Genomic DNA, 24,542 nt, shown 5'->3' with positions numbered 1-24,542 from the left:
CCGCACCTCGACCCTGCCCACCCCGCACCTCGACCCTGCAGAGCTCGCACCTCGGCCCTGCAGAGCTCACACTTCGCGGGGGAGGAGAGCGGCGAGGTCGGTCCGGTCCGCCACGCCGAGCTTGCGGAAGGCGTTGGAGAGGTGGAACTCCACGGTCCGGCGCGAGATGTAGAGCCGCTCGGCGATCTCGGGGTTGCTCCGGCCCTCGGCGGCCTCGACCACGACGGCGTACTCGCGCGGCGTCAGCCGGCCCAGCGGCGCGTCCGCCTCCCCGGTCCCGGGCGCCCCGCGGTATCGGCGGTGGCCGCAGGCGGCGAGCTCGGCGTCGGCGATGCCGACCCACGCCGGAGCGCCGAGCCGGGCGAAGGCGTCGCGCGCCTCCGAGAGCGCGCGGGTGGCGGCGGCCTTGCGCAGGTCGCGACGCAGCCGCTGGCCGTGGGCGAGCTGCGTCCGGGCGGTCTCGTACGGCGAGCCGGCGGCCCGGCAGCGCTCGACCGCGTCGTCGAAGGCCGCGTCGAGGTCGTCCGCCGTCGCGAAGGCCCCCACCAGCGCGAGCGATCGGGCGGCCAGGGCGCCCTCCAGCGGGTGCCCGGACCGCTCGGCGAAGCGCGCGTACGACGTCGCGCGCTCGACCGCCTCGGCCTCCGCCCCGGTCCGCCACAGCGCCTCGATCAGGTCGGCGGTCGCCGACGTCTGCCCCGGTACGACGCCCCCGCATGCCGTCGCGAGGGCATGCGCGCGCCGCAGGGCGGCCAGCGCGGCGTCGTGGTTGCGGTGGGCCAGCTCCTCCAGACCGCGGGCGCAGGCGTCGAGGTGCTCGAAGAAGGGCGTCATCCCGCCGCCGGCCCCGATCCGCTCCCACCGGGTCCGCGAGCCCGCGATGTCGCCGCGGCGGGCGAGCACGAGGGCGTGGTGGGCGGCGCAGAACCGGTACGGCACCACGAAGTCGGAGTCCAGCGCGGTGCGCTCCATCTCCGCCAGGCGCAGGCAGGCGGCGTCCCACTCGCCGCGGGCGAGCTCGATGGCGACGCGGTGCGGCTCGACGGCGAGCCGGTCGCCCATGGCGCGCGGCAGCGGGGCCGCCTCGAAGGTCGCCACGACCCGCTCGCTCAGGCCGACGTCGCCCCACCAGCCCAAATGTCGGAGGAAGCCGAAGATCGCCGTGACATCGGACGCAGCGGCGGTCGCCAGGGCCGGCAGCAGCCGCTCGACGGCCGCCGTCGCGACCCGGGGCGGCGGCGGGTCGCCGGCGACGACGCCCGTCAGCAGGGCATGCAGGACCGCCTCGATGCGGTCGTCCGCCAGCCCGAGCCCGGCGACCGGAGCGGCCAGGGAGGCGGCGATCCGGTACTCGCCGCGCACCATCCGGGCCGTCACCTGCGCCATCAGCAGTCGCAGGCCGGCCTCCCGGTCCCGTGCACCACCGGCCAACAGGCGCGCGACCAGGGTCCGGGCCGCCGACTCCTCGGCCTGCACCGTGGCGCTGAGCGGCTCGAGCCAGAACGCCGTCACGACGCACCTCTCCAGCCAGCCGGCCCGCTCCCGGTCGTCGCCCGCCTCGCGTACCAGCTCGCGGAACAGCGCGAGCGCCGCGCTGCCGGCGCCCGAGCCGAGGTGCGCCTCGGCCGCGGCCGCGCGCGCCGCCTGCCGTTCCGCAGGATCGCCGTGCCGGATCGCGGCGTGCCACAGCGCGGCCGCCTCCGCGAGGTCGTGCCGGTCCGCCGCCTCCGTCGCGGCCGCGCACAGCGCCCGCCCGACCGCCGGATCCGGGTCCAGCAGCGCCCGGTCCAGGTGGACGACGCGCCGCCGGCTCCCCTCCGGCAGGACGTGGGCGATCGCGGCGTGGGCCGCGCGAAGCTCGCCGTCGGTGGCGTGCTGGCGCACCCAGTACCCGGCCGTCGTACTCGTCGGCCGCGCCTCTCCCGCGACGACCCGCACCAGGCCGAGCCGCTCCGCGCGATCGAGGTCCGCCAACCCACCGCCGAGCCGTGCCAGCGCCGCCCGCAGGGCCGGCCCGGGCAGGTCCTGCAGCGCCACGACCAGCACCGCCCGCCGCTCCGCCTCCCCCAGCCCTCCCACCACCGCCCGGAAGTGGCGGTCCACCCGGTCGACGACCGGCGCACGCTGCGGAGGTGGCCGCCAGCCGTCCGGCTCGAGCGGTCCGGCGGCCAGCCCGGCCGGGATCTGCCGCAGCAGCAGGGGTACGCCGTCGGCCTCGCCGCACACCCAGTCCAGGTCCGCATGCGTGAGCCGTGGGTGCAGCGCCGCCGCCACCGCTCGCGCCTGGGCGGGCTCGAGCGGTCCGAGCTCGATCGTGTCCCCGCTGCCGACCGACGGTCCGGCAGGGTCGCCGGCCAGCACCAGCACGACCGCGTCCGCGTCGATCCGGCGCGCGGCGAACACCAGCGCCTGCCACGTGGAGCGGTCCAGCCAGTGCGCGTCGTCGACCACCAGCGCGAGGGGACCCTCCTCGGCCAGCGTCCCGATCACCGACAGGAACTCGTGGCCGATCCCGGTGTCGAGCCCGGCACCGCCCGGGCCGCCGGTCAGGCCGAGCGCCGCACCGAGCCGCGGCATCCGGCGGGCGACCTCGTGCCGGCCCCACAGCAGCTGGTGCAGCCCGGCGAACGGCAGGTCGGACTCGTTCGGGTGGCCGGCGGCCCGCAGCACGCGGGTCGTCGCCGGCAGCCGCGCGACGAACACGTCGAGCACCGCGGTCTTGCCCATCCCCGGGCCGCCCAGCACGGTGACCACCCGCGCCCGCCCGTCCGCGGCCGCCCCGGCCGCCTCCATGAGTACGGCGAGCGCGTCGTCGCGACCGAGCAGCGGCTCGGTGACCGTGGGCCCCACGGGTGCAAGGTACATCCCGGTGAGGCTCACCGATTCCTCCTCCGCCCGGCGTCCCTAGCCTCGGCCCGTGGACCGCTGGCGCCTGCACATCGTCGTCCCCGCCGTGCTGCTCGCCGTCGTGGCGAGCCTCGCCACGGCCGTACCCGGCGCGGGCACCGAGCCGCCCGCCTCGGCGTCCTGGGAGCCGACCTGGGCCCGGCAGTGGGGCACGAGCGCCGGCGACCCGATCGGCGGCGTGGCCGTCGTCGACGACGCCGTGTACGTCGCCGGGTGGACCCGCGGCACCCTCCCCGGCCAGCTCCCGGGCATCGGCGCGGACGCCTGGGTCCGCAAGATGTCGCTCACGGGCGAGCTGCTGTGGGAGCGCCAGATGTCCGAGACCGGCGACCAGACGATCACCGCGATCGCGGCCGACGCCGACCACGTCGTAGTGGTCGGGACCACCGGGCGGCTCGCGTTCCGGTGGGTGCTCACCAGCAGCGGCGTCACCCTCATGTGGCAGGGCGTGGGAGGCGACGCGCCGGCGCTGACGTCGTACGAGGGCGTGGTGCTCGCCGGCGACTGGACCTATGTCGTCGGCACCGTCAACGAGGCGCTGCCGGGCCAGACCTTCGGTGGCGGCAGCGACATCTTCCTGCGCCGCTACCCGACCACCAGCTGGGCGGCGAGCTGGACCACGCAGATCCCGGGGCCCCTCTTCGACGCCGCCGGCGGGCTGGCGCTCGGCAGCGAGGGACTCGTGGCCACCGGATCGACCAACGGGACGCTGCCCGGCACGGTCGGCAGCGCCGGGCTCTGGGACGTCGTGGTGCTCGGCGTGGCGCCGGCGACCGGCGCGGTGACGTGGGCGCGCCAGTTCGGCGGCCCCGGCAACGACTACGGGCGCGCGATCGCCGCCGACGCGACCCGGGTCTACGTCGCGGGCCAGACCCGCGGGCTGCCCGGCCAGCCGGACGGCGGCGCCGGCGACGCCTTCCTGTCGTCGTTCACCTCCGCCGGCGCCCAGCAGTGGGTCCGGACCCTCGGCACGGCCGAGGAGGACGGCGCCGAGGCGGTGACCGCGACGCCCCGGGGACCGGTCGTGGCGGGGACGACGCGGGGCGAACTGGCCGGCATCCATGGCGGGGAGGACGCCTTCTGGGCCGAGTACGACCCGGCCGGCACCCGGACCGGCGTCGACCAGTTCGGCACCGCCGACACCGACAACTACCCACGGCTCGGGTACCGGGACGCCCTCTACGTCGCCGTGCACGCGGGCGGCGCGCTCCCCGGCCCGTACGCCGGCGGCGCCGACCCGGCGCTCTTCCGGCTGGCCCGGTTCCCCGACCCGCCGGTCGCGGCCGCCCCTGCGACGCTGCGTCCCGATGCCGCCGTACGCCTGCCGGGCAAGCGCTGGAAGCGGCAGGTCTCCCGAGCCGTCCGCACGGGCCGGAGCCAGCGCGCCGTCGTCCGGGTCCGCAATGCCGGAGAGGGGCCTGCGGCGATCCGGGTCGCCGGCTGCTCGCCGAAGCAGGTGCGCGTCACCTGGCGCTCCGCCGGCCGGAAGGTGACCTCCGCCGTGCGCAAGGGCGTCTTCACCACCCCGGTCCTCGCACCCGGCAGGTCGGTCAGGCTCCGCGCGACGCTGACGGTGGCGCGCTCCGCGAAGCCCGGCAAGCGCGTCTGCGACGTCGTCGCGGAGAGTGGGACCACCCGGGACACGGTCCGGATCCGCCTGGTCGTCCGGCGCTGACCGGACCCCGGCCCGGACTCAGCCCACGGTGGTGAGGAGCTGCGTCGCGCGGGTCAGCACGACGTACAGGGTGGCCCGGCCGGTGGCGGACTCGTCCTCGATCTCCTGGGGGCGGACGACCACGATGCCGTCGAACTCCAGGCCCTTGGTGTCGAGGCCGGTGAGGACCACGACCCGGTCCTCGCCCGAGGGGGCGACGGAGGAGTCGATCGCGGCGCGGGCACCGGAGGCGTCGGCGGCGAGCTCGGGCCAGGAGGCGAGCCAGGCGTTGACCTCCGAGCGCCGGGCGACGGGTACGACGATGCCGACCGTGCCGGACACCTGGCCGGCCACGTCCAGCACGGCCCGGCGGGTCGCGGCCTCGAGCTCGGCGGCGCCGGCACCGACGGGCAGCTCGACGACCACGGGCTCCGACCCGGTGCGGCGTACGGCGTCGGGCAGGTCGGCGTCGAGGCCGACCCGCTCGGCGTACGCCGCGGCGTGGGCGTAGATCTCCGCGGAGTTGCGGTAGTTGGTCGACAGGTGGAAGGAGTGGACCTGCTTGCGCTCGAGCGCCTCCGCGCGCGCCGCCTCCGCCTCCGCGGGCCGGGGCCACGACGACTGCGCCGGGTCGCCGACGATGGTCCAGGAGGCGGTGCGGCCCCGGCGGCCGACCATCCGCCACTGCATGGGGGTGAGGTCCTGCGCCTCGTCGACGAGGACATGGGCGTAGCCGTCGTCCTCGATGCTCGAGACCGGCGGGCGCCAGGCCCGGCCGGACGGCGCGAACTCGCGGTCCGCGGCGGTCATCAGCTCCTGGATGTCGACCGCGCCCTCGATCAGGGCCAGCGGGTCGTCGCGCTCGTCGTCGGCCTTGGCCGGCACGTCGCCGAGGGCGTAGCGCAGCTCGTCGAGCAGCGGGACGTCCTCGATCGAGATCTGGCCGCTGATCGGGCGGGCCGGGTCGAGGCCGGCCCAGGTCTTGAGCAGCAGCCGCTGCTCCTCGCCGGACAGCACGCCGTCGCCGACCCGGGCGAGCAGCTCGGGATCCCGCAGCCAGCAGAGCACGGTCGCGGCGTCGAGAGGCGGCCACCAGGCGAGCGCGAAGTCGAGGAAGTCGTCGCGCGAGAGCAGCTCCTCGTTGAACCGCTCCCGCCCCTGCTCGCGGCCGCGCTCGCCGCGGACCTGCCGCCAGAGCGCGTCGAGCAGGGCGTTCGAGACCCGTGGCAGCTGCTTGTTGCGCAGCCCCTGGGACATCAGCTGGCGCCGGATCTGGCCGAGCCGGCCGCGGTCGAGGACCAGTCGCTCGTCGCGCCAGAACACGCGGTACTCCCGCGGGCTGCCGGGCGCCTGCTGGCGCGCCGTACGCCGCATCAGCTCGGCCATCCGCGCCGAGCCCTTCACGTCGGCGACGGCCGGCTCGTCGTGGCGGGTCGCCCGCACCTCGTCGACCACCTCGCCGAGGCTGCGCAGCGCGACCGCGGTCTCGCCGAGCGACGGCAGCACCCGCTCGATGTAGCGCATGAAGACGCCGGACGGGCCGACGACCAGGACGCCGCCGCGCTCGTAGCGCTGCCGGTCGGTGTAGAGGAGGTACGCCGCCCGGTGCAGCGCGACGACCGTCTTGCCGGTGCCGGGACCGCCGGAGATGCTCACGACGCCCTTGGACGGAGCGCGGATCGCCCTGTCCTGCTCGGCCTGGATGGTCGCGACGATGGAGTGCATGGAGCGGTCGCGGGCGCGGGAGAGCTGCGCCATCAGCGCGCCCTCGCCGACGATGGGCAGCGCGCGGCCGGCGGCCTCGGCGGCGGCCATGCCCTCGGCGTCGAGCAGCTCGTCCTCCACGCCCACCACCCGGCGGCCGGTGCTGCGCAGCACCCGGCGGCGGAGCACGTCGTGCGGCTCGGCCGCGGTGGCCTGGTAGAACACCGCGGCGGCCGGCGCCCGCCAGTCGATCAGCAGCGACTCGTGGTCGTCGTCGCGCAGGCCGATCCGGCCGACGTACCGCGGCTCGGGATCGACCGCCGCGTCGAGGTCGAGGCGCCCGAACACCAGGCCCTCGTGGGCGGCGTCGAGCTGGGCGATCCGCTTGGCGGCCTGGAAGACCATCGCGTCGCGCTCGACGAGGCCGCCCTCGTGGCCGAGCCGGCCGCGGGAATGCCCCTCCTTCGCCAGCTGCTGGGCGGCCTTCCCGGCCTGCTCCAGCTGCCGGTAGACCCGGTCGACGAAGGCCTGCTCTGCTGCGACCTCGCGCTCCACCAGCTCGTCTGCCACCGCCCCGATGCACCTGCCGTCCGCACTCGTTCCTGAAGGCCGCACGAAAGCGGCAAGCCACCAACTCTACAGGCGTCGGAAGTACGGATCACGAAGGCTCATCGCAGGCACTAGTGTGTGGGGATGCCGTGAGGCATCACGTGTCCGAGGGGGAACACGATGAGTACGACACCTGGGCCCACGGGCCGCAAACCGAACCGCCGCGGGGTCGCCGCGCGCGAGAAGCTGCTGTCCACCGCGGTGGCGATGCTCGGTACCGGTCGTCCCGAGACGGTGTCGATCAACATGGTCGCCAAGGAGGCCGGTCTCAGCTGGGGCTCGGTGCAGAACCTGTTCGGGGACTCCGACGGCTTCTGGTCCGCCGTGGTCGACCTGATCCTCGACGCCGGGCCCGACCTGTGGGCCCAGCCGCAGAGCACGACCATCGCCGGGCGGGTCGCCGAGGTCGCCGACCTCTACCGCGCGCTGCTCGAGTCGCCGTACGCCGTCACCGTCGAGACCATGCGCTGGGCCCTGCCCCGGCCGCTCGACGTCCTGGCGGAGACCCATCCGCGCACGGCGGCCTCGATCCGGCACCTCGACGAGCTGGCGGCGCGCGCGTTCGTGCGCTTCTTCGAGGGGATCGACGGCCCCGGGCTCGACGAGGAGCGGTCGGCCGCGATGTCCGAGGTGCTGCCCGCGATGCTGCGCAGCCTGCGCAACGAGCGGCTGCTCGGCACGGACATCGACCTCGACCGCGCGCACCGGGCGATCGTGACCATGCTGACGGCGTACCTCGAGGGCTGAGGCCCGCTCAGGCCAGGAGCGCGCGGGTCGGCGCGATGATGTCCGCGCCGTACCGCGCGATGCCGTCGAGCTTCTGCTCCAGCGACGCGTCCTGCGGGTGGTAGTACATCCACGGCATCGTCATGCACATCGTGACGCCGCCGCGGGACGCGCGGACGAAGTCCTCCGGCACGACCGCGTCGGTCAGGGCCGGTACGACGGCGAACGGCTCGTCGAGGTCCCGGCCCGCGTCGCGGCGCAGCCCGCGGAGCCGCTCGCCGATGGCGACGGCGTCGTCGACGGTCGCGAGGTCGCCGATCCAGCCGTCGTTGCGCGCGGCGCGGCGGAACGCGATCTCGGACAGCCCGCCGACCCATACCGGGATCGGGCCGGGCGGCTCCGGCCGCATGACCAGCCGCTCGCAGCTGTAGAACTCCCCGGCGAACTCGGTCCAGCCCGGCCGCCACAGCTCGCGCATCAGGTCGAGCCCCTCGTCGGTACGCCGCCCGCGCGTGGCGAAGTCCTCCTCCAGCAGCTCGAACTCCTCGCGGCACCAGCCGACGCCCACGCCGAGCGCGACCCGGCCGCCCGACAGCGCGGCCGCCGTACCGACGGCCTTGGCGACCACGAACGGGTTGCGCATCGCCGCGACGTAGATCGAGGTGAAGAACCGCAGCTCGGTGGTGACCTGCGACAGCGCCCCGATCGTGACCCACGGATCCGGCCAGTCGACGTCGGGCTTCCAGCGGCGCCCGCCGTCGCGCGTGTAGGGGTACGGCGTCGCGATCGTCTCCAGGTCGACGACGTGGTCGGCGAGGCTGAGCGCCGTGAACCCGGCCTCCTCGGCGGCCCGCGCCAGCGGCACCAGCTCGTCGATCGGGTGGTAGGCGGTGACCATGGCGAAGTCCACGGGCAGCACCCTAGGCGAGTTGCTAGAACATGTTCTAGTGCCCGATCGGGACGCTAGGGAGACACGCCCTAGACCCGCGGGCCACCGAGCACGGCGAGCTGGATGCCCCGCTCGATGGCCGCCTCACGCGAGTTCACGCCCCACTTGCGGTAGATGCTGCGCATGTGGGACTTCACGGTCTCCGGCGACAGGTGGAGCGCGGCGGCGACCTCGCTGCGCCGGGGGTGGTCGAGGGAGGCCCGCAGCACCGCGATCTCCTGGCTGGTGAGCGGCACCGCGTCGACCCCCGCGTCCAGCCCGACGGCGCGGCCGGCGGCGCCGATCGCGTCGTCGCCGAGGTACGCCGCGGCGTCGCCCCGGCGCAGGGCGAGGTCCCGCAGCGCCGCGAGATCCTCCGCCGGCACGTGCAGGAGGTGGGCCCGGACGCCGTGCTCGGCGTGCAGGGCGGCGGCCTGGTCGAGCAGCGCGCCGGCGGCCTCCGTGCATCCCGCACGCAGCGCCGCGGCGGCGCCGAGGGTCGCCGTCCCGGCGCGGGAGCGGACGGTGTGGCCGGGCTGCACCTGGAGGCGGGGCAGCAGGTCGAGGGCGCCCTGGGCGTCGCCGGCGGCCAGGCGGTCCAGCAGCAGGGCGGGGGCCAGCTGGCCCGGCCAGCGGGTCGCCGCCTGGAGCAGCGGCGCCGCGTTGCGGCCACGGCCCTGGGCCAGCAGGACGGTGGCGACGAGACCGTGCAGGGCGGTGGTCCCGAGGTTCTGGCCCACGCCCGGCGGCGCCGGCCGGGACCGGAGCGCCGTGGAGATCCGCTCCAGCTCGGCGCCGACGTCGCCCAGCCCGAGGTGGGCCTGCAGCCGGGTCCACGCGACGAACGGCCACAGCTCGCCGGTGCCGAGGAACGCGCCCTCGTCGTGCTCCGCGAGCGCGCCGGCGAAGTCGAAGCGGTCCAGCCGCAGCAGCGCGTTGCCGACGACCGCCAGTCCGTGGGCGGGGGTCTCGCCGACGGCGGCCGCGGCCGTGGCGCTCGCCGTCCGGGTCCGGCCGTCGATGGCCGCGAGCCCGAAGGCGTACGCCGCCGTGTCGGTGCGCGACCAGGGCCGCTGGGCGGCGGCGACGGCCCGGGCGGCGACGGCGTGCGCGCGCTCCACCTCGCCGGCCTGGAAGAGCGAGTAGGCGAGGTGGCGCAGCGCCCCGGCCCGCACGTCCACGAGGCGCTGGTCGTCGCCCGGCTCGAGCTCGTCGTGGGCGGCCAGCGCCGCCCGGGCGGCCGCGCCGGCGTCGGCGTACCGGGCCACGTGGCGCAGCGCCACCGACCGCGCCACCTGCTGGACGAACAGGGCCGGGCGCCCGGCGGAGCGCTCGTCGAGGGCCGGCTGGTCGACGACGCGCAGGAAGTACTCCCGGGCGCCGTGCCGCGTCGTCGGGTTGCTGGCCAGGACGAGGGCCCGGGCCAGCGCGAGCCGCGGGTTCTGCACGACCACCGAGCGCGGGATCCGGCTCAGATGGAGGTCGACCTGCGCCGCGACCCGGCTCTCCGGTACGACGGCGAGCACGCTGCACACGATCCGGCCCGCCAGCTCGTACCGACCCGCGGCCACGGCCAGCTCCAGCGCCGGCACGTGGTCGCCACGGTCGTGCAGCCAGGTCGCGGCGACGCCCGCGCTCCACCGGTAGCGCTCGGGGTCGGTGGCGACCAGCTCGGCCCGGGCGGCGTCCCGCAGCGCGTCGATCATCCGGAAGACCGGGCGCCCGGCATCATCGACGTCCCAGCGACCGAAGCCGTCCGCCTCGAGCCCGGCCATCAGCACGGCCGGATCGGGTGCCTCGCTCAGCGCGCGGGCGAGCTCCGGGTCGAGGTGCGGGGCGGCGCAGGTGTCCCGCACGAACTCCCAGGTGTCCGGGCCGGCCAGCTGGGCGCTCAGGTCGCAGGCGACGATGATCCACCAGCCCGTCGTACTCCGTCCGGGGAGGCCACGGCGTGGGCGCAGCGCCAGGCTCGCCGCCCGGACCGCCAGCGGGAAGCCGCGGGTGTCGGCGTGCACGACCCCGGCCTCGGCCCGGGTGGTGGAGCCGTCCTGGGCGAGGAAGCGCTCGGTCTCCTCGGCGGTGAACACGAGGTCGCGCTCCCCGATCACGGTCGTGGTCCCGTTCGCCCGACGGACGGGATCGGCGAGGCCGGTCGCCGCCCGGGTCGTGACGACGACGCGTACGCCCGGCCTGGTCGCGACCCGCTCCAGGATCATCGCGTCCACCTCCTGCGTGGCCGCGCCGAGGCGCTCGTAGCCGTCGAGGACGAGCAGCGGCTCGTCCGGGAGCTCGGGTACGCCGGCGGCGAGCGCCACCCAGCACGGCTCCTCGCCCGCCGCCCGCCGGGCGGCGATCCACTGCCGCAGCAGGGTGGTCTTGCCGAAGCCCGACGGCGCCTGCAGCACCGTCACGGGCGTGGCGCCGCTCGCCACCAGGTCCAGCAGCCGTGACCGGTGGAGGGTCGCGAGCGGTCGGGAGGATGCGCTGGTCGCGCCCGGAGAATGCGCCATCGGTGAGCCCCATCGTGAGTACGGCGCACGCGTTCCCCCCGGTTCGCAGTGCAGTTCGGGAAGCAAGACGCATCGGCGCTCGCGCTCATGACGGGATTTCGCGGGAGATTTCGCACAGCACCCTGGAGAGGCGGCCGGGGCCGGTCCGGCGGTAGCCTCCTTGCCACTCCCTCTCCACAACCCGCGGACCATGACGACGGAACGATTGCCCTCCGACGAGAGCGCCCTGCTGCGCCGTGCCCACGCCGGCGACGCCGTGGCGCTCGAGGCGCTGTACGCCGACAACGTCGGCTCCGCGCGGCGCCTGGCCGTGATCCTGGCCGGCCCGTCGGCGGCCGAGGACCTGGTGGCCGACGCGTTCGCCCGGGTGCTCGCGCAGATCCGGGAGGGCAACGGGCCGGCCACGAACTTCCGCGGCTACCTGTTCGCGACCATCCGCAACCGGCACCGCGACCTCCTGCGGCGCGCCGGGCGCGAGGCGCCGGTCTCCGACGAGCCGTGGCTGCTGGAGGGCCCGACCGAGACGGTGGAGGAGCTGGTCCAGGAGCTCGACGAGGGCGCCGCCGTCGCGGCGCTCGGCAGCCTGCCCGACCGCTGGCGCACGGTGCTGTGGCACCTCGAGGTCGAGGGCCACCAGGTGCCGGAGGTCGCGACGATGCTGAGCATGTCGCCGGCGGCGGTGTCGTCGATGGCCTACCGCGCCCGGGAGGGCCTGAAGGTCGCCTACCTGGAGCACCACCTCCCCTCCGGCGCCGACAGCCGGCCGTGCGCGTGGGTGCGCCAGCGGCTCGGCACGTACGTCCGCGGCGGCCTCAGCCCGCGCGCCGGCGCCAAGCTCGACGCCCACCTGGCGGGCTGCGCCGGCTGCGCCGCGGCCGCTGCCGACCTGCAGCAGGTCAACAAGAAGCTCGCCGGCCTGGTCGTGCCCGTCCTCCTGCTCGGCGGTGCGGGCGCCAGACTGCTCGACGCCGGCGGCTCCCCCGGCGGCTCCTCGACACCGGGCGCGACCGGAGCGACGGCGGCCCCGGCGGCCGCCGGGGCGGCGGTCGGGGCGACGGGAGCGGCAGCCGCCGCCAGGGGTACGCCGGCGCCCCGGCGCCCGGCCGGCCCCGGGCGCGCCCTCCGGCTGCTCACCGGCCGCGGGGTGGCCGCGACCGGCGGCGGGCTCGGCGCCGGCGGCATCGCCCTCATCGCGCTGAGCGCCGCGGCGCTCGTGCTGGCCGTGGTCCTGGTGACCTGGTGGCTCGTCGACGGCTCCGGCGACCCCGACGACATCGACGACACCGCGGCCGCGGGTCGGCCGACGGCCGCCGCCACGACCGGGCCGGGGACGCCGACCGCGGAGCCCACCCCCGGCGAGGACCCCACCGGCCGGCCGGCGCCGGTGACCGATCCGCTCGCACCCACCACCGACGCGGGCACCTCCACGGACGACGGGTCGCCGGCGTCGCCGGCGTCCGGTCAGGCCGCCGGCAGCGCGGCCGCGGCCGCCGCCGGTCCCGGCGCGCTCGGGACGACCCCCGGCCGGGTGCGGTGACCGTACGCCCGACGGCGCCGACCGCCACGGCGATCGGCGGCTGCGGCAGCTACGGCTCGCTCGCGATGCCGCAGACCGAGGGCGTCGACTACCAGCTCACCCAGGGCGACGGGCAGCAGGGCGCCTGGGAGGTGCGGGGCACGCCGCGCAGCGGCTACGTCCTCGCGTCCGGGGCCCAGGACCGGTTCAGCGGCGACCTCGGCGCCTACTACGCCTGCCCGGCCCTCGGCTCGCTGAGCGTCACCGACCTCGGCGGCGGCGACTGGCGGCTGACGGTCCCGGTCACCGCGTCCGGCGCCGCGGGCTACCAGGTCACCGCCGACCTCACGATGGGCTCCGACACGCTGGTGCCCGCCGGCGGCGTGACCGGCGCCGGCTGGACCTGCTGGGACCAGGGTGGCACGACGCAGATCGGTGCAGGCTCCGAGTACCTTCTACCCGGCCCCGACCCCGATGCCGATCCCCCGGTCGAAGCCTTCGTGCTGAGCTGCCGGTTCGACTACGCGGGGACGGCGCCGCCGGACCTCACGATCACGATGACCCCGATGGACGTCGGATCGCCGCCGACCGGCAGCGTCGCCCTCTCCTCGGACGGGACGCAGCACGACAGCGCGACGTACTGACGCCGGCTGCCAGCTTTCGGCGCCGGGATGCAACCCTCAGGGGTACGACGGCCCTTGGGGTAGTCGTGGATGAGAGGTCTCGGGAGTCTCGGGAGGGGGTGAGCGGCGCGTGGATGCCGATTTCGCCGACTTCGTCGCGGCGAAGCAGAACGGCCTCCTGCGCTACGGCATGCTCCTGACCGGAGGCGACCCGCACACGGCCGCCGACCTCGCCCAGGAGACCTTCCTGCGGCTGGGCCGGCGGTGGCGGCACGTGCGCGAGGTCGAGCACCAGGACGCCTACGCCCGCCGCACCATGACCCGGCTGTGGTGGAGCCGCAGCAAGCGCGACCGCCGCGAGGTGCTGCGCGCCGAGCCCCACGAGCGCGCGGGCGACGAGCCGCGCCCGGCCTGGGAGTCCGAACTCTGGGCCGCCCTGCAGCAGCTCCCGCCACGCCAGCGTGCCGTGCTGGTGCTGCGCTACTACGAGGACTGCTCCGAGAAGGAGATCGCCGAGGTGCTCGCCTGCCGCCCCGGCACGGTCAAGAGCCAGGCCAGCCGCGGCATGGTCACCCTGCGCCGGCTGCTCGGCGTGAGCGAGGGGACCGGGGACAGCACCGGGGACAGCACCGACGAGGGGGCCGTGGGGAGGTCGGGCGGATGAGCGACGTCGAGGAGCAGCTGCGCGCGTTCGTCCGCGGCGGCGGCGTGCCGGTCCCCCACGTGCCGGACATGGTCACCCGGGTCGAGGGCGCCTTCCGCCGGCACCGGCGGCGCCGGGCGGCCGGCCTCGCAGCGGCGGCGTGCGCCGTCGCCGGGCTCGGGGCCGCCGGCACCCTGCTGCTGCAGGATCCCGACGTCGCACCCGACCCGGCCGCGCCGACGCCCCCGCCCGCCTGCGCCGCGGCGACGCTCACCAGCATGGCCATCACCACCGTCGACGACCCCGACACCACCGCCCCGCGGTTCCTCACCCTGCTGATCGACCTGCCCGCCACCGGGGACCGGGCCTGCACCCTCGGCCCGGGCGCCCGGATCGACATCGGGACGGGCCCCGACGCCGCGACCGCCGTCGTCCCCGACGGGTTCGCCCCGGTGGCCGTCGGGCCGGGGCAGCGCGCCCTCGTCAACGCGACCTGGAGCAACTGGTGCCACCCGGCGCCTACCTCGGTCCGGGTCTCCTTCGCCGACGGGGGACGGGCGGACCTCGCGCCCGACGGCGCGACCGAGACACCGGCCTGCACCGACGCCGGCGCGCCCTCGCAGCTGACCTTCCGCACCGCCCAGGTCACCGGCGCCGAGACCGGCCCGAGCAGCGGCCCGAGCAGCGGCCCGAGCAGCGGCCCGAGCACCCCTAGCGCATCTTGACCGACTCCGCCCGGCCGCCCATCGCACCGAACGAGCCGGAGCCGGAGACCCAGCCGTACGACGCGCCGGCGTACCCGGCCTGGTCCCACACCTTGAAGTCGCACTTGCTGTAGCCGGTGCCCGAGTGGATCCGGTTGCGCCAGGCCGGGGTCAGCGTCGACCAGGCCCACTCGACACCCGGGTCGTCGTCGCAGCCGCTCGGCGCCTCCATGACCAGCGAGGCGCCGGTGCCGAACGTGCCGTCGTAGAAGATCGCCGTCACGACCGACGCGAGCGCGGCCGTGGGCCGCCCGGCGACCCGCTCGGACCGGGCCTGGCGCTCCAGGCCCGCCTCGATCGACGCGATCGTCGCCGGCTCGGCGAGGTCGGCGGTCGTGCGTCCGCTGACCGGCCGACCCGTCACCGCCTCGAGCAGGGCGTCCGCGCTCGGGTAGCACCTCATCTCGCCGGTCGCCGCGCGCAGGATGCAGGCCTCGTCCGGGGCTCCCGCCCGGGCCGTCGCCTCCGCCCCTGTCTCCGCCCGCGCCGCCGGTCCGCCCGGCAGGACGGTCGCCCCGAGGGCGAGGACGGCCACGCCGGCCGCCAGGATCGTCCGCTTCGTCTTGTCCATGTCCCCTCCACCTCCGCCCTGGCACATGCTCCGGATCGGCCCGACGCAAACCCCGTCCGGGCCGGCTCCGCGCACGGCAGGCTCGGCGGACCGGGGGCTCAGCGCCGGATCTTCACCTTCTTGGCACCGCCCGTCACGGTGACGACCGCCTTGGTGACGGCCTTCTTGCGCACCACCTTCCTCTTCGCGACCTTGACGCCCTTCTTCGGCGCCTTCACCTTCGCCCCGCCGGAGCCGACGCCGGCCGGGACGTACTTGGCGATGCCGTTCTCGAAGGGGTACAGCGTCCCGCTGACGTACAGCTCCTGGCCGGGGCCGAAGGCGAGCGCGGTGGTCTTCATGGTGAACCCGCCGCGCTTGGTGGTCGCGGTGATCGTGCCGAGGTAGCCCCCGGCCAGGGTGAACACCTGCACCCGGGAGTTCTCGCGGTCGGCCACCACGACGCTTCCGTCGGGCGCCACGTCCAGCCCCCAGGGCGACTTGAGCTTGCCGGGCGCCGTACCCGATCCGCTGGACGCCTTGTAGCGGCTGCCGTCGGCGTTGAAGACGACGACCTGGTCGCTGGTCGGGCTCGCGACGTACGAGCGGCCGTTGGGCCCGATCCCGACGCCGCCCGCGGCCTCGGTGACGTCGCAGCACGGCCGCATCGCGTAGGCGCGGAGGTACGTGCCCGCCGGCGTGAACACGTAGACGGCGGCGGGGATGTCGGCCACGATGCTGCCGGAGTAGTCGGCGATGTGGACGTTGCCCGCGGCGTCGACGGTCAGGTCGCCGATGTTGGGGAAGGGCACCTCCCAGGCCGACACCAGGCCGCCGTTGGCGTCATAGAGCCGGACGGTGGAGTTGTCGTCGCCGTAGCCCGCGTTGGACCCGATCGTGTAGACGCGCCCGGCGGCGTCGGTCGCGACCGCCGAGGGCACCTCCGCGGCCGCCGTCGAGTAGATCCACTCGGTGGCGTAGAAGACGACAGTTGCCGCGAGCGGGTACCCCTGCGCGCGGCGACCGAAACCTCGGCCGCCCGGTCAGGCCTTCTTGCGGGTCAGGAAGGCGGTCATCGCCTCCCGGGCCTCGTCGGAGCCGAACAGGCGGGCGCTGAGCTCGACCAGCTCCTCGCCCTTCGCGTCGATCCGCTCGAGGAGGTCGGCGGCGAGCAGTCGCTTGGTCTCGCGCAGGCCCTGGGCGGCGCCGGTGACGAGCTTGCCGACCACCTCGTCGACCCTCGCCTGCAGGTCCGCGGCCGGAGCCGCGAAGGTCGCGAGGCCGTAGTCGGCGGCCTCGGCGCCGCTGAAGACCTCGCCGCCGAGCGCGGTCCAGGCCAGGCCACGGGGCGTGAGGCGGGGGAAGACGGTGAGGGAGATGACGGCCGGGGTGAGGCCGAGCTTGACCTCGGTGAGCGCGAAGGTCGCGTCCTCGGCGACCACGACGACATCGGAGGCCGCCACGATGCCGATGCCGCCGGCCCGGGCCGCGCCCTCGACGACCGTCACGACAGGCTTCGGGAGGGCGACGATCTGGCGCTGGAGCGCGACGATCGCGCGCGCCCCCTCCTGCATCGGCACCGTCGACGCCTCGGACAGGTCCGCCCCGAGCAGAACACGCGCCCCGACGACCTCAGCACGACCACGCGTACGTCGGCCGCCGACTCCACCGTCGTGAGGTGGCCGACCAGCTCGGTGACCAGCTGGCGCGAGAGCGCGTTGCGGTTGTGGGGCGAGTCGAGGGTGATCGTCGCGATGCCGTCGGCGACGTCGAGGTGGACCAGCTCGGCGGGTGCGTCAGTCATGCGGGCCATCCTGCCGGATGCCGGAGCCGGTCCGTCGCGTCCGTCGCGTCAGTCCACCCGGGCGAACAGGTGGATCCAGCCGCTGACGGACGGCTCGAGCGAGAGGGAGTCCTCGTCGCACCACCAGATCGCGTCGCCCTCGATCCCGCCGTCCCAGGGGATCGGGGTCTCGCTGGAGACGCGGCCGTCGATGAGGACCCGGGTGACCGAGGTGACGCTCTGCTCGGTGACCGGCCCGACCGTGATGGCCGTGGGGCTCCGCACCTCGTACGCGAGCACCGCCGAGCCCGACGTCACCGCCTCGCCCGTCACGGTGACGCCCCGGCTCGCCGGCGCCTCGGTCGTGACGACGCTGTCCACGGCGTAGGTCATCGACGTCCCCGTGACCGTGAGCGTGTTCCGGCCGTCGACACCAGTGACGGGGAGGCCCTGGCCCGACGGCGACCAGGACCGCCACTGGGCGAGCAGGTTGTCCATGTCCTCGGCCCAGTCGCCCTGGAGACAGGCCACCGCGTCGGCGAGCGCCTCGTCGGACGGCGAGCCGGACGGCGAGCCGGACGGCGAGCCGGGCTCGGCCTCGTCGGACGCCGGCGGCGGGTCCCCGCCCCGCGCCGGCTCCGACTCCCCCTCCGGCGCGCACGCCGCGAGCAGCAGCGCCGCCGGTGCGATCCCGGAGAGCAGGCGGCGGGCGAGAGCAGGCATGGCGCCGATCCTCTCCGCCTCCGGGCCTGCCCGGGCCCGCCCGCGGTGGCGCAGATGCGCCAACGACCACCTGCGCCACGCCGCCGCTCCACCGCCGAGGAGCGGCGGCCCCCGGGCCGGGGGACAATCGGCGGGTGACCAGCAGCCCGCCGTCCGTCCCGGACCCGGCCAGCCTCGCCGCCACCCTCCACGCCGCCGCCGAGGCCGTGGCCGGCCTGCCCCGCGCGATCGAGGCGCAGCTGCTCGCCAGCCACGAGAGCGTGCCCGTCGAGATCATCCACGGCTCCGAGAGCCAGTGGGCGGCCTGGGGCCGCTACGCCGCGACGGTGCGGCCCGTCGCGCCCATCAACTGCTACCCCGACCTGACCGTCGTACGGGCCCACATCGCCGCGGAGGCGCACGCCGCGACCGAGCCCTTCCGCGAGCCGGCGCCTTTCACCAGCACGTTCGCGCCCCGGGCGATCATCGGCGCCGGCGCGGTCGCCGACGAGGACGACCACGCCGTCGTCGACCGCCTCGTCGCCGCCGGGATGGAGGTCCGGTTGCATCCCGACGTGCCGTCCTGGCTGTACGCCGACGCCGGCGTCCTGTCCGCCGTGCCGCTCGTCTGGGGCGAGCATCCCCCGACCAGCATCGCGGTGATCCGGGACGTCGCGATCAGCACGGCGCTCGCCGCACTGCTCGAGCCGACCTGGACCGCGGCGACGCCGTACCGCGCCAGCTCGCCGGACTGGGCCGACACCCTGCGCCTGGCCTCCCTGGGCCTGAGCGACAAGGCCATCGCGACCGCCCAGGGCATCTCGTACCGCACCGTGCAGCGCCGCTTCGCCGAGGCGATGGCGCACCACGGCGTGCGATCCAGGTTCGAGCTCGGTGTCGTGTGGCGGGACGCCCGGCTCGATGCCGGAGACGCCGGGGACGTCGGCGAGGCCGATCAGGCCTCGTGAATGGGCTGCTTCGGCAGCTTCTTGACCCGGGCCCGGCGGCGGGGACGGGCGGGGATCATCGAGCGCATCTCCTCCAGCTTGCCGAAGCACAGCAGCCGGTCCTCGGCCTCCAGCACGTGGTGGGGGAACGGGTTCGGGATCACGGTGGTGCCGCGGTGCAGGGTGAGCACGGTGATGTCGCGGTCGCGCAGGCCCGAGTCGCCGAGGGACTTGCCCACGAGATCGGCGTCGCCGTGGACGACGAGCTCGGCGACGCCGTACCCGGTCGAGACCGACAGTCGCTCGCGCACGTCGATCTGGGGGAAGGCGACCTGGTTGTCGATGTAGTCGATGATCGCGCCGGCGACGTCGAGCTTGGTGGCGGTCTCGACGCCCTCCAGGCCGGGCGAGGAGTTGACCTCCATGACCAGCGGGCCGTCGTTGCCCTCGAGCATGTCGACGCCGGCGACCTTGAGGCCCATGATCTGGGCGGCGCGGACGGCGACCTGCTCGTACGCCGGGTCGAGGTCGACCCGCTCGACGCTGCCGCCGCGGTGGACGTTGGAGCGGAACTCGTCGCCCTGCGCGACCCGGCGCATCGCCGCGACCACGCGGTCGCCGACGACGAGCGCCCGCACGTCCCGGCCGCGCGACTCCTTGACGAAGCGCTGGATGAGGACCTGCTGCTTGGTGCTCTGCAGGGTCTCGATGATCGCCTCGGCGACCTTGATGCTGGGTGCGAGGATGACGCCGATGCCCTGGGTCCCCTCCAGCAGCTTGATCACGACGGGGGCACCGCCGACCCGCTCGATCGCGGGGATCACGTCGGCCCGGTCCCGGACGAAGGTCGTCGCCGGCATGCCGATGTTGTGCCGCGACAGGATCTGGGTGGCGCGCAGCTTGTCGCGGGAGTTGGCGATCCCGTTGGCGGTGTTGGGCGTGTAGACGTCCATCTGCTCGAACTGCCGCACGACCGCCGTACCGAAGTAGGTGATCGAGTTCCCGATCCGCGGCAGCACGGCGTCGTAGTCCGACAGCTGCTTGCCGCGGAACTGCAGGTCCGGCTCGTCGCTCGACAGGTCGATGGCGAAGCGCAGGGTGTTGAGCACCTTCACCTGGTGCCCCCGGTCGAGGGCGGCGGTGCGCAGGCGCTGGGTGCTGTAGGACCGCGGAGCGCGGGAGAGGATCGCGAGCTTCATTCCCGACCTGATTGGATTGCGGTGTGGTCAGGGCCCATTCAATCAGTCCCCCGGTGGTGGCCGGGTGGCGCGAGTGGGTGCGCCTCCCCGGCCTCGGCGTGGGACCGGTCAAGGCCAAGCTCGACACCGGCGCCCGTACGTCGGCCCTGCACGCCTTCGACCTCGAGGAGTTCTCGCTCGACGGATCCGACCGGGTGCGGTTCTCGGTCCACCCCTGGCAGCGCTCGGCGGAGGACTCGGTCGTCGTCGAGTGCCCCGTCCACGACCGGCGGCTGGTGCGCAGCTCGACCGGGCACGCGCAGGAGCGGATCGTCGTCCTGACGGAGATCGAGCTGCTCGGCCACACCGTCACCACCGAGGTGACGCTCACCCGCCGCGACGAGATGGGCTTCCGGATGCTGGTCGGGCGCGAGGCGCTGCGCCAGGGATTCCTCGTCGACTCGGGCCGCTCCTACCTCGGCGGGCGGCCGCCGCGGAGGGTGCGCCGCAAGAACCGGGGACGCGATGGCGCTGCGTGAGTCGTTCGCGATCGGCAGCGTCCGGGTCCGCGCCGGCTCCACCAAGGAGGTCGAGCTGCCGATCACCCGGCTGGTGACCGGCGGCGACGTGAGCCTGCCGGTGCGGGTGGTCCACGGTCGCGAGCCCGGGCCGGCGGTCTGGGTGAACGCCGCCATCCACGGCGACGAGGTGATGGGCGTCGAGGTGATCCGGCAGGCGCTCGCCACGCTGTCGGCGCGCACCTTCCGCGGCACCCTGGTCGCCGTACCCGTCGTCAACGTGCTCGGCTTCATGACCGGCGACCGCTACCTGCCCGACCGCCGCGACCTCAACCGCTCCTTCCCCGGCTCCGCCCGCGGCTCGCTCGCCAGCCGGATCGCGCACCTGTTCATGACCGAGGTGGTCAGCAAGTGCGACGTCGGCATCGACCTGCACACCGGCGCCGACCGTCGTACCAACCTCCCGCAGATCCGCGCCGACCTCGACGACCCGCGGACCCGCGCGCTCGCGGAGGCCTTCGGCGCCCCGGTCATGGTCCACGCCCGGCTGCGCGACGGCTCGCTGCGCCAGGCCGGGCGGGACGCCGGCGCCGCCGTGCTGCTCTACGAGGCCGGCGAGGCGCTGCGCTTCCAGGAGGAGCCGATCGCCGTCGGCGTGGCCGGCGTACGACGGGTGCTGGCCTCGCTCGGCATGATCGACCCCGAGCCCGCCGACGCCGACCACGCCGCGCCCCTCGAGTGCCGCAGCAGCGGCTGGGTCCGGGCCCGCGGCACCGGCATCCTGCACCTCGACGTCCACCTCGGCGAGCAGGTCGAGGAGGGCCAGCGCCTCGGTGGCCTCTCCGACACCTTCGGCCGCCGGGTCCGGCTGGTCCACGCCGACCGCTCGGGGGTGGTGATCGGGCTGACCCGCGCGCCGATCGTGAACGCCGGCGACGCGCTCGTGCACATCGCCTCGCCGGTCGAGGGGTAGCCCACCGGGCGGACTTGTCAGGGATCTCATGCGCTTGTCAGGTGTTGCAACCCCTGACAAGCGCATGAATCCCCGGACATCCGGGGATTCATGCAGCCGCCAGCGGTAGGCCAGCCGGACAGGCGAGTCAGCACCGCGCCGAGGTCAGGTACGGCGGACCTGGATCCTCTTCGAGAGGTCCGGGGCGATGGACCGGGGACGGGAGCCGACGTACCGGACCTGGACGACGTTGTCGCCCGGGAGCAGCCTCTGCCGCTTCGCGGTCAGCCGGTAGCTGCCGTTGCGGGCCACCTTGACCTTCGCGACGACGACGCCGTTGACGAGCAGCTGCACCTTGCGGCCGGCGACCGGCGGCGCGCCCTTGGTGCCCTTGACGGTGCCGGTGACGACGAGCCTCCTGCCCTTCTTGATCGTCGTGTGGTTCGCCTTCGCCTTCGTCTTGGCCCCGTGGCGGCGTACCTCGACGTTGATCGTGTCGGACAAGGCGCCGCCGTGGACCGACGAGGTCGGGGCGTACTGCGCGGTGACCCGGTGCCGGCCGAGCGCCAGGCCGGTCATCTTCAGCCAGGCCCGGCCGGAGCCGTCGATCGCGATCGGGGCGCCGTGGGCGAGGCCGTCGACCCGGAACTGCACGCTGCCCTGCGGCGTCCCGGACGGGGCGGCCACGGTGGCGACCCACTTGATCCTCCCCTTGCGATGGGTGATGAGCACGTCGCCCTCGAGGCCCACCTTCGTGGCGATGGTCGCGACCTTCTGGGTGGCCGGCTCGCTCGTCGAGGGATCGAAGACCTGGTCGCCCAGATAGCCGGCCGTGATCTGGCGTTGCCCGCCGTCGGTCGGTGCGGGGAGGACCACCTCCGCGGTGCCGTCGGCGCCGAGGGTGATCGGCGCGCCGAGGGTGTTGCCGTCCGCGCGCAGCTGGACCTGGCCGCCCGGGGGGACGTCGGCGCTGCCGGTCGGGGCGACCCTGACCCGCGCGTGCGAGGTCGCGCCGACGGCGGTGGTGCCCTCGACCAGCTCCAGCGTGGTCTTCGACGGCGACCCCGAGATCGTGGTCCGGGCGACATTGCTGACGCCGCCGCTCAGGGTGCCGTCGCCGCCGTACACGGCCTCCAGGGCGTGGGTCCCGCGGGGCAGCCGCAGCCGGGTACGCACCGTCCCGTCGGGACCGAGCTCGACCGGTACGCCGATCTCGGCGTCGTTGTCGCGGATCGTCACCGTGCCGCTGGGCGGGCCGACCGAGCCGGCCGCCGACGCGGAGATGTCGACGATGGTGTCGGTGCCGGCATCGACGTCCTGGTTGAGGATCGACAGCTGCACCTGGGTGTCGCCGATCCGGGCCCGCTCCTCGGTGACCGCCGAGGTCGTGAGCGAGAGGTACTCGCGGGAGTCGAAGCGGTACTGGTTCGCGACGTCGGTGACGCCGACGAAGATGTGGTACGGCCCGAACCGGTCCATCACCTCGGGGTCGGTGATGTCGTCGTCGGTGACCAGGTAGGTGCTGCCGCGCGCGTTGTCGATCGTCTCGGCGGGCTGGGCGCCCCGCTGCCGATACCACTGGTAGCGGAAGGCGACGGGCTCGCTGCTCCCCCGCGTGTCCCACCAGGAACCGTCCGGGTCGTCGGGGTCGTCGGCCTTGACGCTGAGCACGTCCCCGATCGTCGGGGCGATGCCCGGTGCGGTGGTGTTGGTGATCTCGGGGCGCCTGCCCGGGTCGAGGACGCTCGGGGCCGCCGCCGAGCAGGCCTTCCAGTCCCACGAGTTGTAGACCGACATCAGGGTGTCCGGCTCGCCGGCGGTCGGGTCGCTGGAGTAGGGGACGTTGAGCACCGAGAACGCATCGGTCTGCCAGGGGTTGAACCCGCCCGTCTGCGTGTGGAACCTCCACGCCGCCCGCACCCGCAGCGCGGCCGTGCTGACGGTGGCACGGGCGTAGCGGTGGGGCGGCACCGTCCACGTCACGTCCTGGCTGAAGGTGTGGCTCCTGGTCCAGGTCTTGCCCCACTCGTGCGAGGTGGTCACCGTGACCTCGCCCTCGGTGATGAACGCGCTGTAGCCGGCACTGACCTCGACCGAGAGGCTGTGGGTCTCCGAGGCGCTGAACTCGTTGGTGCCGCTGCTGCCGAGCGTCGTGGTCATCGGGGCGTCGCCGCCGTTGTAGATGACCCGCGCCGAAGCCGGCGGGTCCGGCGTACCCGAGCCGTCGTCGTCGCCGTCGTCACCTCCGATCGGCTGGTCCGGGCCCGCCGCGCAGCCATTGGTGATCGTGGTGGGAGTGACCTGCTGGTTGAGCTGCAGGTTGTCGATCCGGCTCCAGTCCGAGACGCTGCCCCCGGACTCGTCGTACAGCTTGCCCGCGCAGGTGCTCCTGCCGTTCGGGGTCGCGCACACCGCGAGGGCGTGCACCAGCGCGGCGCTGAAGAAGGCGTCGGCGATCCGTCGCCGCTCGGACTCGGTGCGGTAGCGCGGATGGGTCCCGCCGTAGCTGAACAGGTTCCACTCGGCGTTCTCCTTGTCCATGCGGGAATTGGGGCCGGTGATCATGCCGATGTCGGACGGGTTCTGGCCGCACTCGAACAGCCGGCCGCCCCGGCCGGTCTGGCCGAGGATGTAGAGGCCGTCGGCCTCCGCGCCGTAGCAGAGGTCGGCCACGTCGCCGCCCCCGGCGCTGCGGAGGTAGAACTTGGTCCGCCAGCCCTCGGCCCGGGTCGGGTTCTGGTAGAGCGCCCACGGATCCCAGGCCCCCGGGGTGGTGTCGATCTCCTCTCCCTCGCGCCCGACCGGCTCGACGTACCAGCGCTGGTTGGCGATCGCCGAGCAGTCCTCCAGCGTCACGGCCTTGCTGAGGGTGATCGGGTCGGTGAGCACGGGGTGCGCCTGCAGGCACTGCTCGCCGCCGGCACCGTCGACCGTGCTGTGCTGGACGACGCGGAAGGTGCCCTGCCACGGCTGCCCGCTGTTCGACGGCGCGGCGGTGGCCATCTCGATGTCCCAGGACGGGGAGTCGTCGGTGGGCCGGTTGTTGACCGGATCCTCGTCCGGGTCGGCGTCGTCGGCGTATCCCGAGCTGAACTGGAGGCACTCCAAGACGTTGCCCGGCACGCAGTTGTCCGTCGCGCCGTCCTCCGCGTACGCCGCGGGCGCGGCGGCCAGGAGCGGCACCAGCAGACCGAGGGTGGCGACGGGAGCGAGCCACCAGGCGACCCGAGAGCGTGGGGACATGACGGTCTCCGATCAGGAGGCGGGAGCGATCGGACCCGACGTTCGAGGCCCGGAGAGGGTGTACCTGTGGCAGGTTAGGACGGGG

The 24,542-nt window shown here is 74.9% G+C and carries 18 protein-coding genes and 1 pseudogene; 9 read left to right on the top strand and 10 right to left on the bottom strand.

Annotated elements, in window-relative coordinates:
* Positions 1–66: 66 nt before the first annotated feature.
* Positions 67–2,865 (bottom strand): LuxR family transcriptional regulator, encoded by a 2,799-nt coding sequence (locus FIV44_RS16535; RefSeq protein ID WP_141005389.1) that lies wholly within the window; start codon positions 2,863–2,865, stop codon positions 67–69.
* Between the two features lie 52 nt (positions 2,866–2,917).
* Here FIV44_RS16535 and FIV44_RS16530 point away from each other — a divergent pair, with 52 nt between their 5' ends.
* Positions 2,918–4,582: a hypothetical protein gene (locus FIV44_RS16530; RefSeq protein ID WP_141005388.1), complete on the top strand. Its 1,665-nt coding sequence runs from the start codon at positions 2,918–2,920 to the stop codon at positions 4,580–4,582.
* An 18-nt stretch (positions 4,583–4,600) separates the two neighbouring features.
* On the opposite strand, the gene FIV44_RS16525 is transcribed toward FIV44_RS16530, so the two are convergent.
* A complete protein-coding gene (locus FIV44_RS16525; RefSeq protein ID WP_141005387.1) occupies positions 4,601–6,835 on the bottom strand; it encodes a HelD family protein in 2,235 nt (744 codons plus the stop codon).
* A 159-nt stretch (positions 6,836–6,994) separates the two neighbouring features.
* Between FIV44_RS16525 and FIV44_RS16520 the strand changes: the two genes are divergently transcribed.
* Positions 6,995–7,621, top strand: a complete 627-nt coding sequence (locus FIV44_RS16520) for a TetR/AcrR family transcriptional regulator (protein ID WP_141005386.1) — start codon at positions 6,995–6,997, stop codon at positions 7,619–7,621.
* A gap of 7 nt (positions 7,622–7,628) precedes the next feature.
* Here FIV44_RS16520 and FIV44_RS16515 read toward each other — a convergent pair whose 3' ends face one another.
* On the bottom strand, positions 7,629–8,510 hold the full coding sequence (locus FIV44_RS16515) for a TIGR03619 family F420-dependent LLM class oxidoreductase (RefSeq protein ID WP_219996043.1): 882 nt from the start codon (positions 8,508–8,510) through the stop codon (positions 7,629–7,631).
* A gap of 68 nt (positions 8,511–8,578) precedes the next feature.
* Positions 8,579–11,038: a helix-turn-helix transcriptional regulator gene (locus FIV44_RS16510; protein WP_141005385.1), complete on the bottom strand. Its 2,460-nt coding sequence runs from the start codon at positions 11,036–11,038 to the stop codon at positions 8,579–8,581.
* A 190-nt stretch (positions 11,039–11,228) separates the two neighbouring features.
* On the opposite strand from FIV44_RS16510, the gene FIV44_RS16505 reads away from it, so the two are divergent.
* From FIV44_RS16505 to FIV44_RS16490, 4 genes are all read left to right on the top strand, one after another.
* Entirely contained in the window at positions 11,229–12,575 is a 1,347-nt protein-coding gene (locus tag FIV44_RS16505; protein WP_141005384.1) for a sigma-70 family RNA polymerase sigma factor, read from the top strand.
* Positions 12,572–13,198, top strand: coding sequence for a hypothetical protein (locus FIV44_RS16500; RefSeq protein WP_141005383.1), 627 nt, complete (start codon positions 12,572–12,574; stop codon positions 13,196–13,198). The genes FIV44_RS16505 and FIV44_RS16500 overlap by 4 nt, the downstream gene beginning before the upstream one ends.
* Before the next feature lie 109 nt (positions 13,199–13,307).
* The gene (locus FIV44_RS16495) at positions 13,308–13,841 is read left to right on the top strand and encodes a SigE family RNA polymerase sigma factor (protein ID WP_141005382.1); all 534 of its coding nucleotides are present in this window, start codon (positions 13,308–13,310) and stop codon (positions 13,839–13,841) included.
* Positions 13,838–14,545, top strand: coding sequence for a hypothetical protein (locus FIV44_RS16490; protein ID WP_141005381.1), 708 nt, complete (start codon positions 13,838–13,840; stop codon positions 14,543–14,545). Before FIV44_RS16495 ends, FIV44_RS16490 begins: the two co-directional genes overlap by 4 nt.
* On the opposite strand, the gene FIV44_RS16485 is transcribed toward FIV44_RS16490, so the two are convergent.
* The 4 genes and pseudogenes from FIV44_RS16485 to FIV44_RS16470 all read right to left on the bottom strand — a co-directional run bounded on the left by FIV44_RS16485 (position 14,532) and on the right by FIV44_RS16470 (position 17,640).
* Positions 14,532–15,155, bottom strand: a complete 624-nt coding sequence (locus FIV44_RS16485; protein WP_141005380.1) for a hypothetical protein — start codon at positions 15,153–15,155, stop codon at positions 14,532–14,534. The two genes, FIV44_RS16490 and FIV44_RS16485, sit on opposite strands and share 14 nt — an antisense overlap.
* Before the next feature lie 98 nt (positions 15,156–15,253).
* Positions 15,254–16,075: an NHL repeat-containing protein gene (locus tag FIV44_RS16480; RefSeq protein ID WP_141005379.1), complete on the bottom strand. Its 822-nt coding sequence runs from the start codon at positions 16,073–16,075 to the stop codon at positions 15,254–15,256.
* A gap of 102 nt (positions 16,076–16,177) precedes the next feature.
* Positions 16,178–16,938 (bottom strand): annotated as a pseudogene (locus tag FIV44_RS16475) (enoyl-CoA hydratase-related protein).
* 48 nt (positions 16,939–16,986) lie between these two features.
* Positions 16,987–17,640 carry a hypothetical protein gene (locus FIV44_RS16470; protein ID WP_141005378.1) on the bottom strand — a complete coding sequence of 218 codons (654 nt, stop codon included), beginning with the start codon at positions 17,638–17,640 and terminating at the stop codon, positions 16,987–16,989.
* Positions 17,641–17,774: 134 nt separating this feature from the next.
* Between FIV44_RS16470 and FIV44_RS16465 the strand changes: the two genes are divergently transcribed.
* On the top strand, positions 17,775–18,587 hold the full coding sequence (locus FIV44_RS16465; RefSeq protein ID WP_141005377.1) for a helix-turn-helix transcriptional regulator: 813 nt from the start codon (positions 17,775–17,777) through the stop codon (positions 18,585–18,587).
* On the opposite strand, the gene FIV44_RS16460 is transcribed toward FIV44_RS16465, so the two are convergent.
* Positions 18,575–19,765, bottom strand: coding sequence for a RimK family alpha-L-glutamate ligase (locus FIV44_RS16460; protein ID WP_141005376.1), 1,191 nt, complete (start codon positions 19,763–19,765; stop codon positions 18,575–18,577). The two genes, FIV44_RS16465 and FIV44_RS16460, sit on opposite strands and share 13 nt — an antisense overlap.
* 56 nt (positions 19,766–19,821) lie before the next feature.
* Here FIV44_RS16460 and FIV44_RS16455 point away from each other — a divergent pair, with 56 nt between their 5' ends.
* Both FIV44_RS16455 and FIV44_RS16450 read left to right on the top strand, forming a co-directional pair.
* Complete coding sequence (locus FIV44_RS16455; RefSeq protein WP_246086466.1) at positions 19,822–20,283, top strand: ATP-dependent zinc protease family protein; 462 nt, start codon at positions 19,822–19,824, stop codon at positions 20,281–20,283.
* Entirely contained in the window at positions 20,270–21,235 is a 966-nt protein-coding gene (locus FIV44_RS16450) for a succinylglutamate desuccinylase/aspartoacylase family protein (protein WP_141005375.1), read from the top strand. The genes FIV44_RS16455 and FIV44_RS16450 overlap by 14 nt, the downstream gene beginning before the upstream one ends.
* A 144-nt stretch (positions 21,236–21,379) precedes the next feature.
* Here FIV44_RS16450 and FIV44_RS16445 read toward each other — a convergent pair whose 3' ends face one another.
* The gene (locus FIV44_RS16445; RefSeq protein WP_141005374.1) at positions 21,380–24,457 is read right to left on the bottom strand and encodes an Ig-like domain repeat protein; all 3,078 of its coding nucleotides are present in this window, start codon (positions 24,455–24,457) and stop codon (positions 21,380–21,382) included.
* Positions 24,458–24,542: the final 85 nt, after the last annotated feature.

The organism is Nocardioides humi, assembly GCF_006494775.1.
GTDB lineage: Bacteria > Actinomycetota > Actinomycetes > Propionibacteriales > Nocardioidaceae > Nocardioides > Nocardioides humi.
This window is presented reverse-complemented; position numbering and strand designations above follow the sequence as displayed.

Coding starts and splice junctions, on each gene's coding strand:
- FIV44_RS16460 (WP_141005376.1), bottom strand. CDS start 19,765: ATGAAGCTCGCGATCCTCTCCCGCGCTCCGCGGTCCTACAGCACCCAG.
- FIV44_RS16445 (WP_141005374.1), bottom strand. CDS start 24,457: ATGTCCCCACGCTCTCGGGTCGCCTGGTGGCTCGCTCCCGTCGCCACC.
- FIV44_RS16505 (WP_141005384.1), top strand. CDS start 11,229: ATGACGACGGAACGATTGCCCTCCGACGAGAGCGCCCTGCTGCGCCGT.
- FIV44_RS16510 (WP_141005385.1), bottom strand. CDS start 11,038: ATGGCGCATTCTCCGGGCGCGACCAGCGCATCCTCCCGACCGCTCGCG.
- FIV44_RS16470 (WP_141005378.1), bottom strand. CDS start 17,640: ATGCCTGCTCTCGCCCGCCGCCTGCTCTCCGGGATCGCACCGGCGGCG.
- FIV44_RS16450 (WP_141005375.1), top strand. CDS start 20,270: ATGGCGCTGCGTGAGTCGTTCGCGATCGGCAGCGTCCGGGTCCGCGCC.
- FIV44_RS16485 (WP_141005380.1), bottom strand. CDS start 15,155: ATGGACAAGACGAAGCGGACGATCCTGGCGGCCGGCGTGGCCGTCCTC.
- FIV44_RS16520 (WP_141005386.1), top strand. CDS start 6,995: ATGAGTACGACACCTGGGCCCACGGGCCGCAAACCGAACCGCCGCGGG.
- FIV44_RS16490 (WP_141005381.1), top strand. CDS start 13,838: ATGAGCGACGTCGAGGAGCAGCTGCGCGCGTTCGTCCGCGGCGGCGGC.
- FIV44_RS16535 (WP_141005389.1), bottom strand. CDS start 2,865: ATGTACCTTGCACCCGTGGGGCCCACGGTCACCGAGCCGCTGCTCGGT.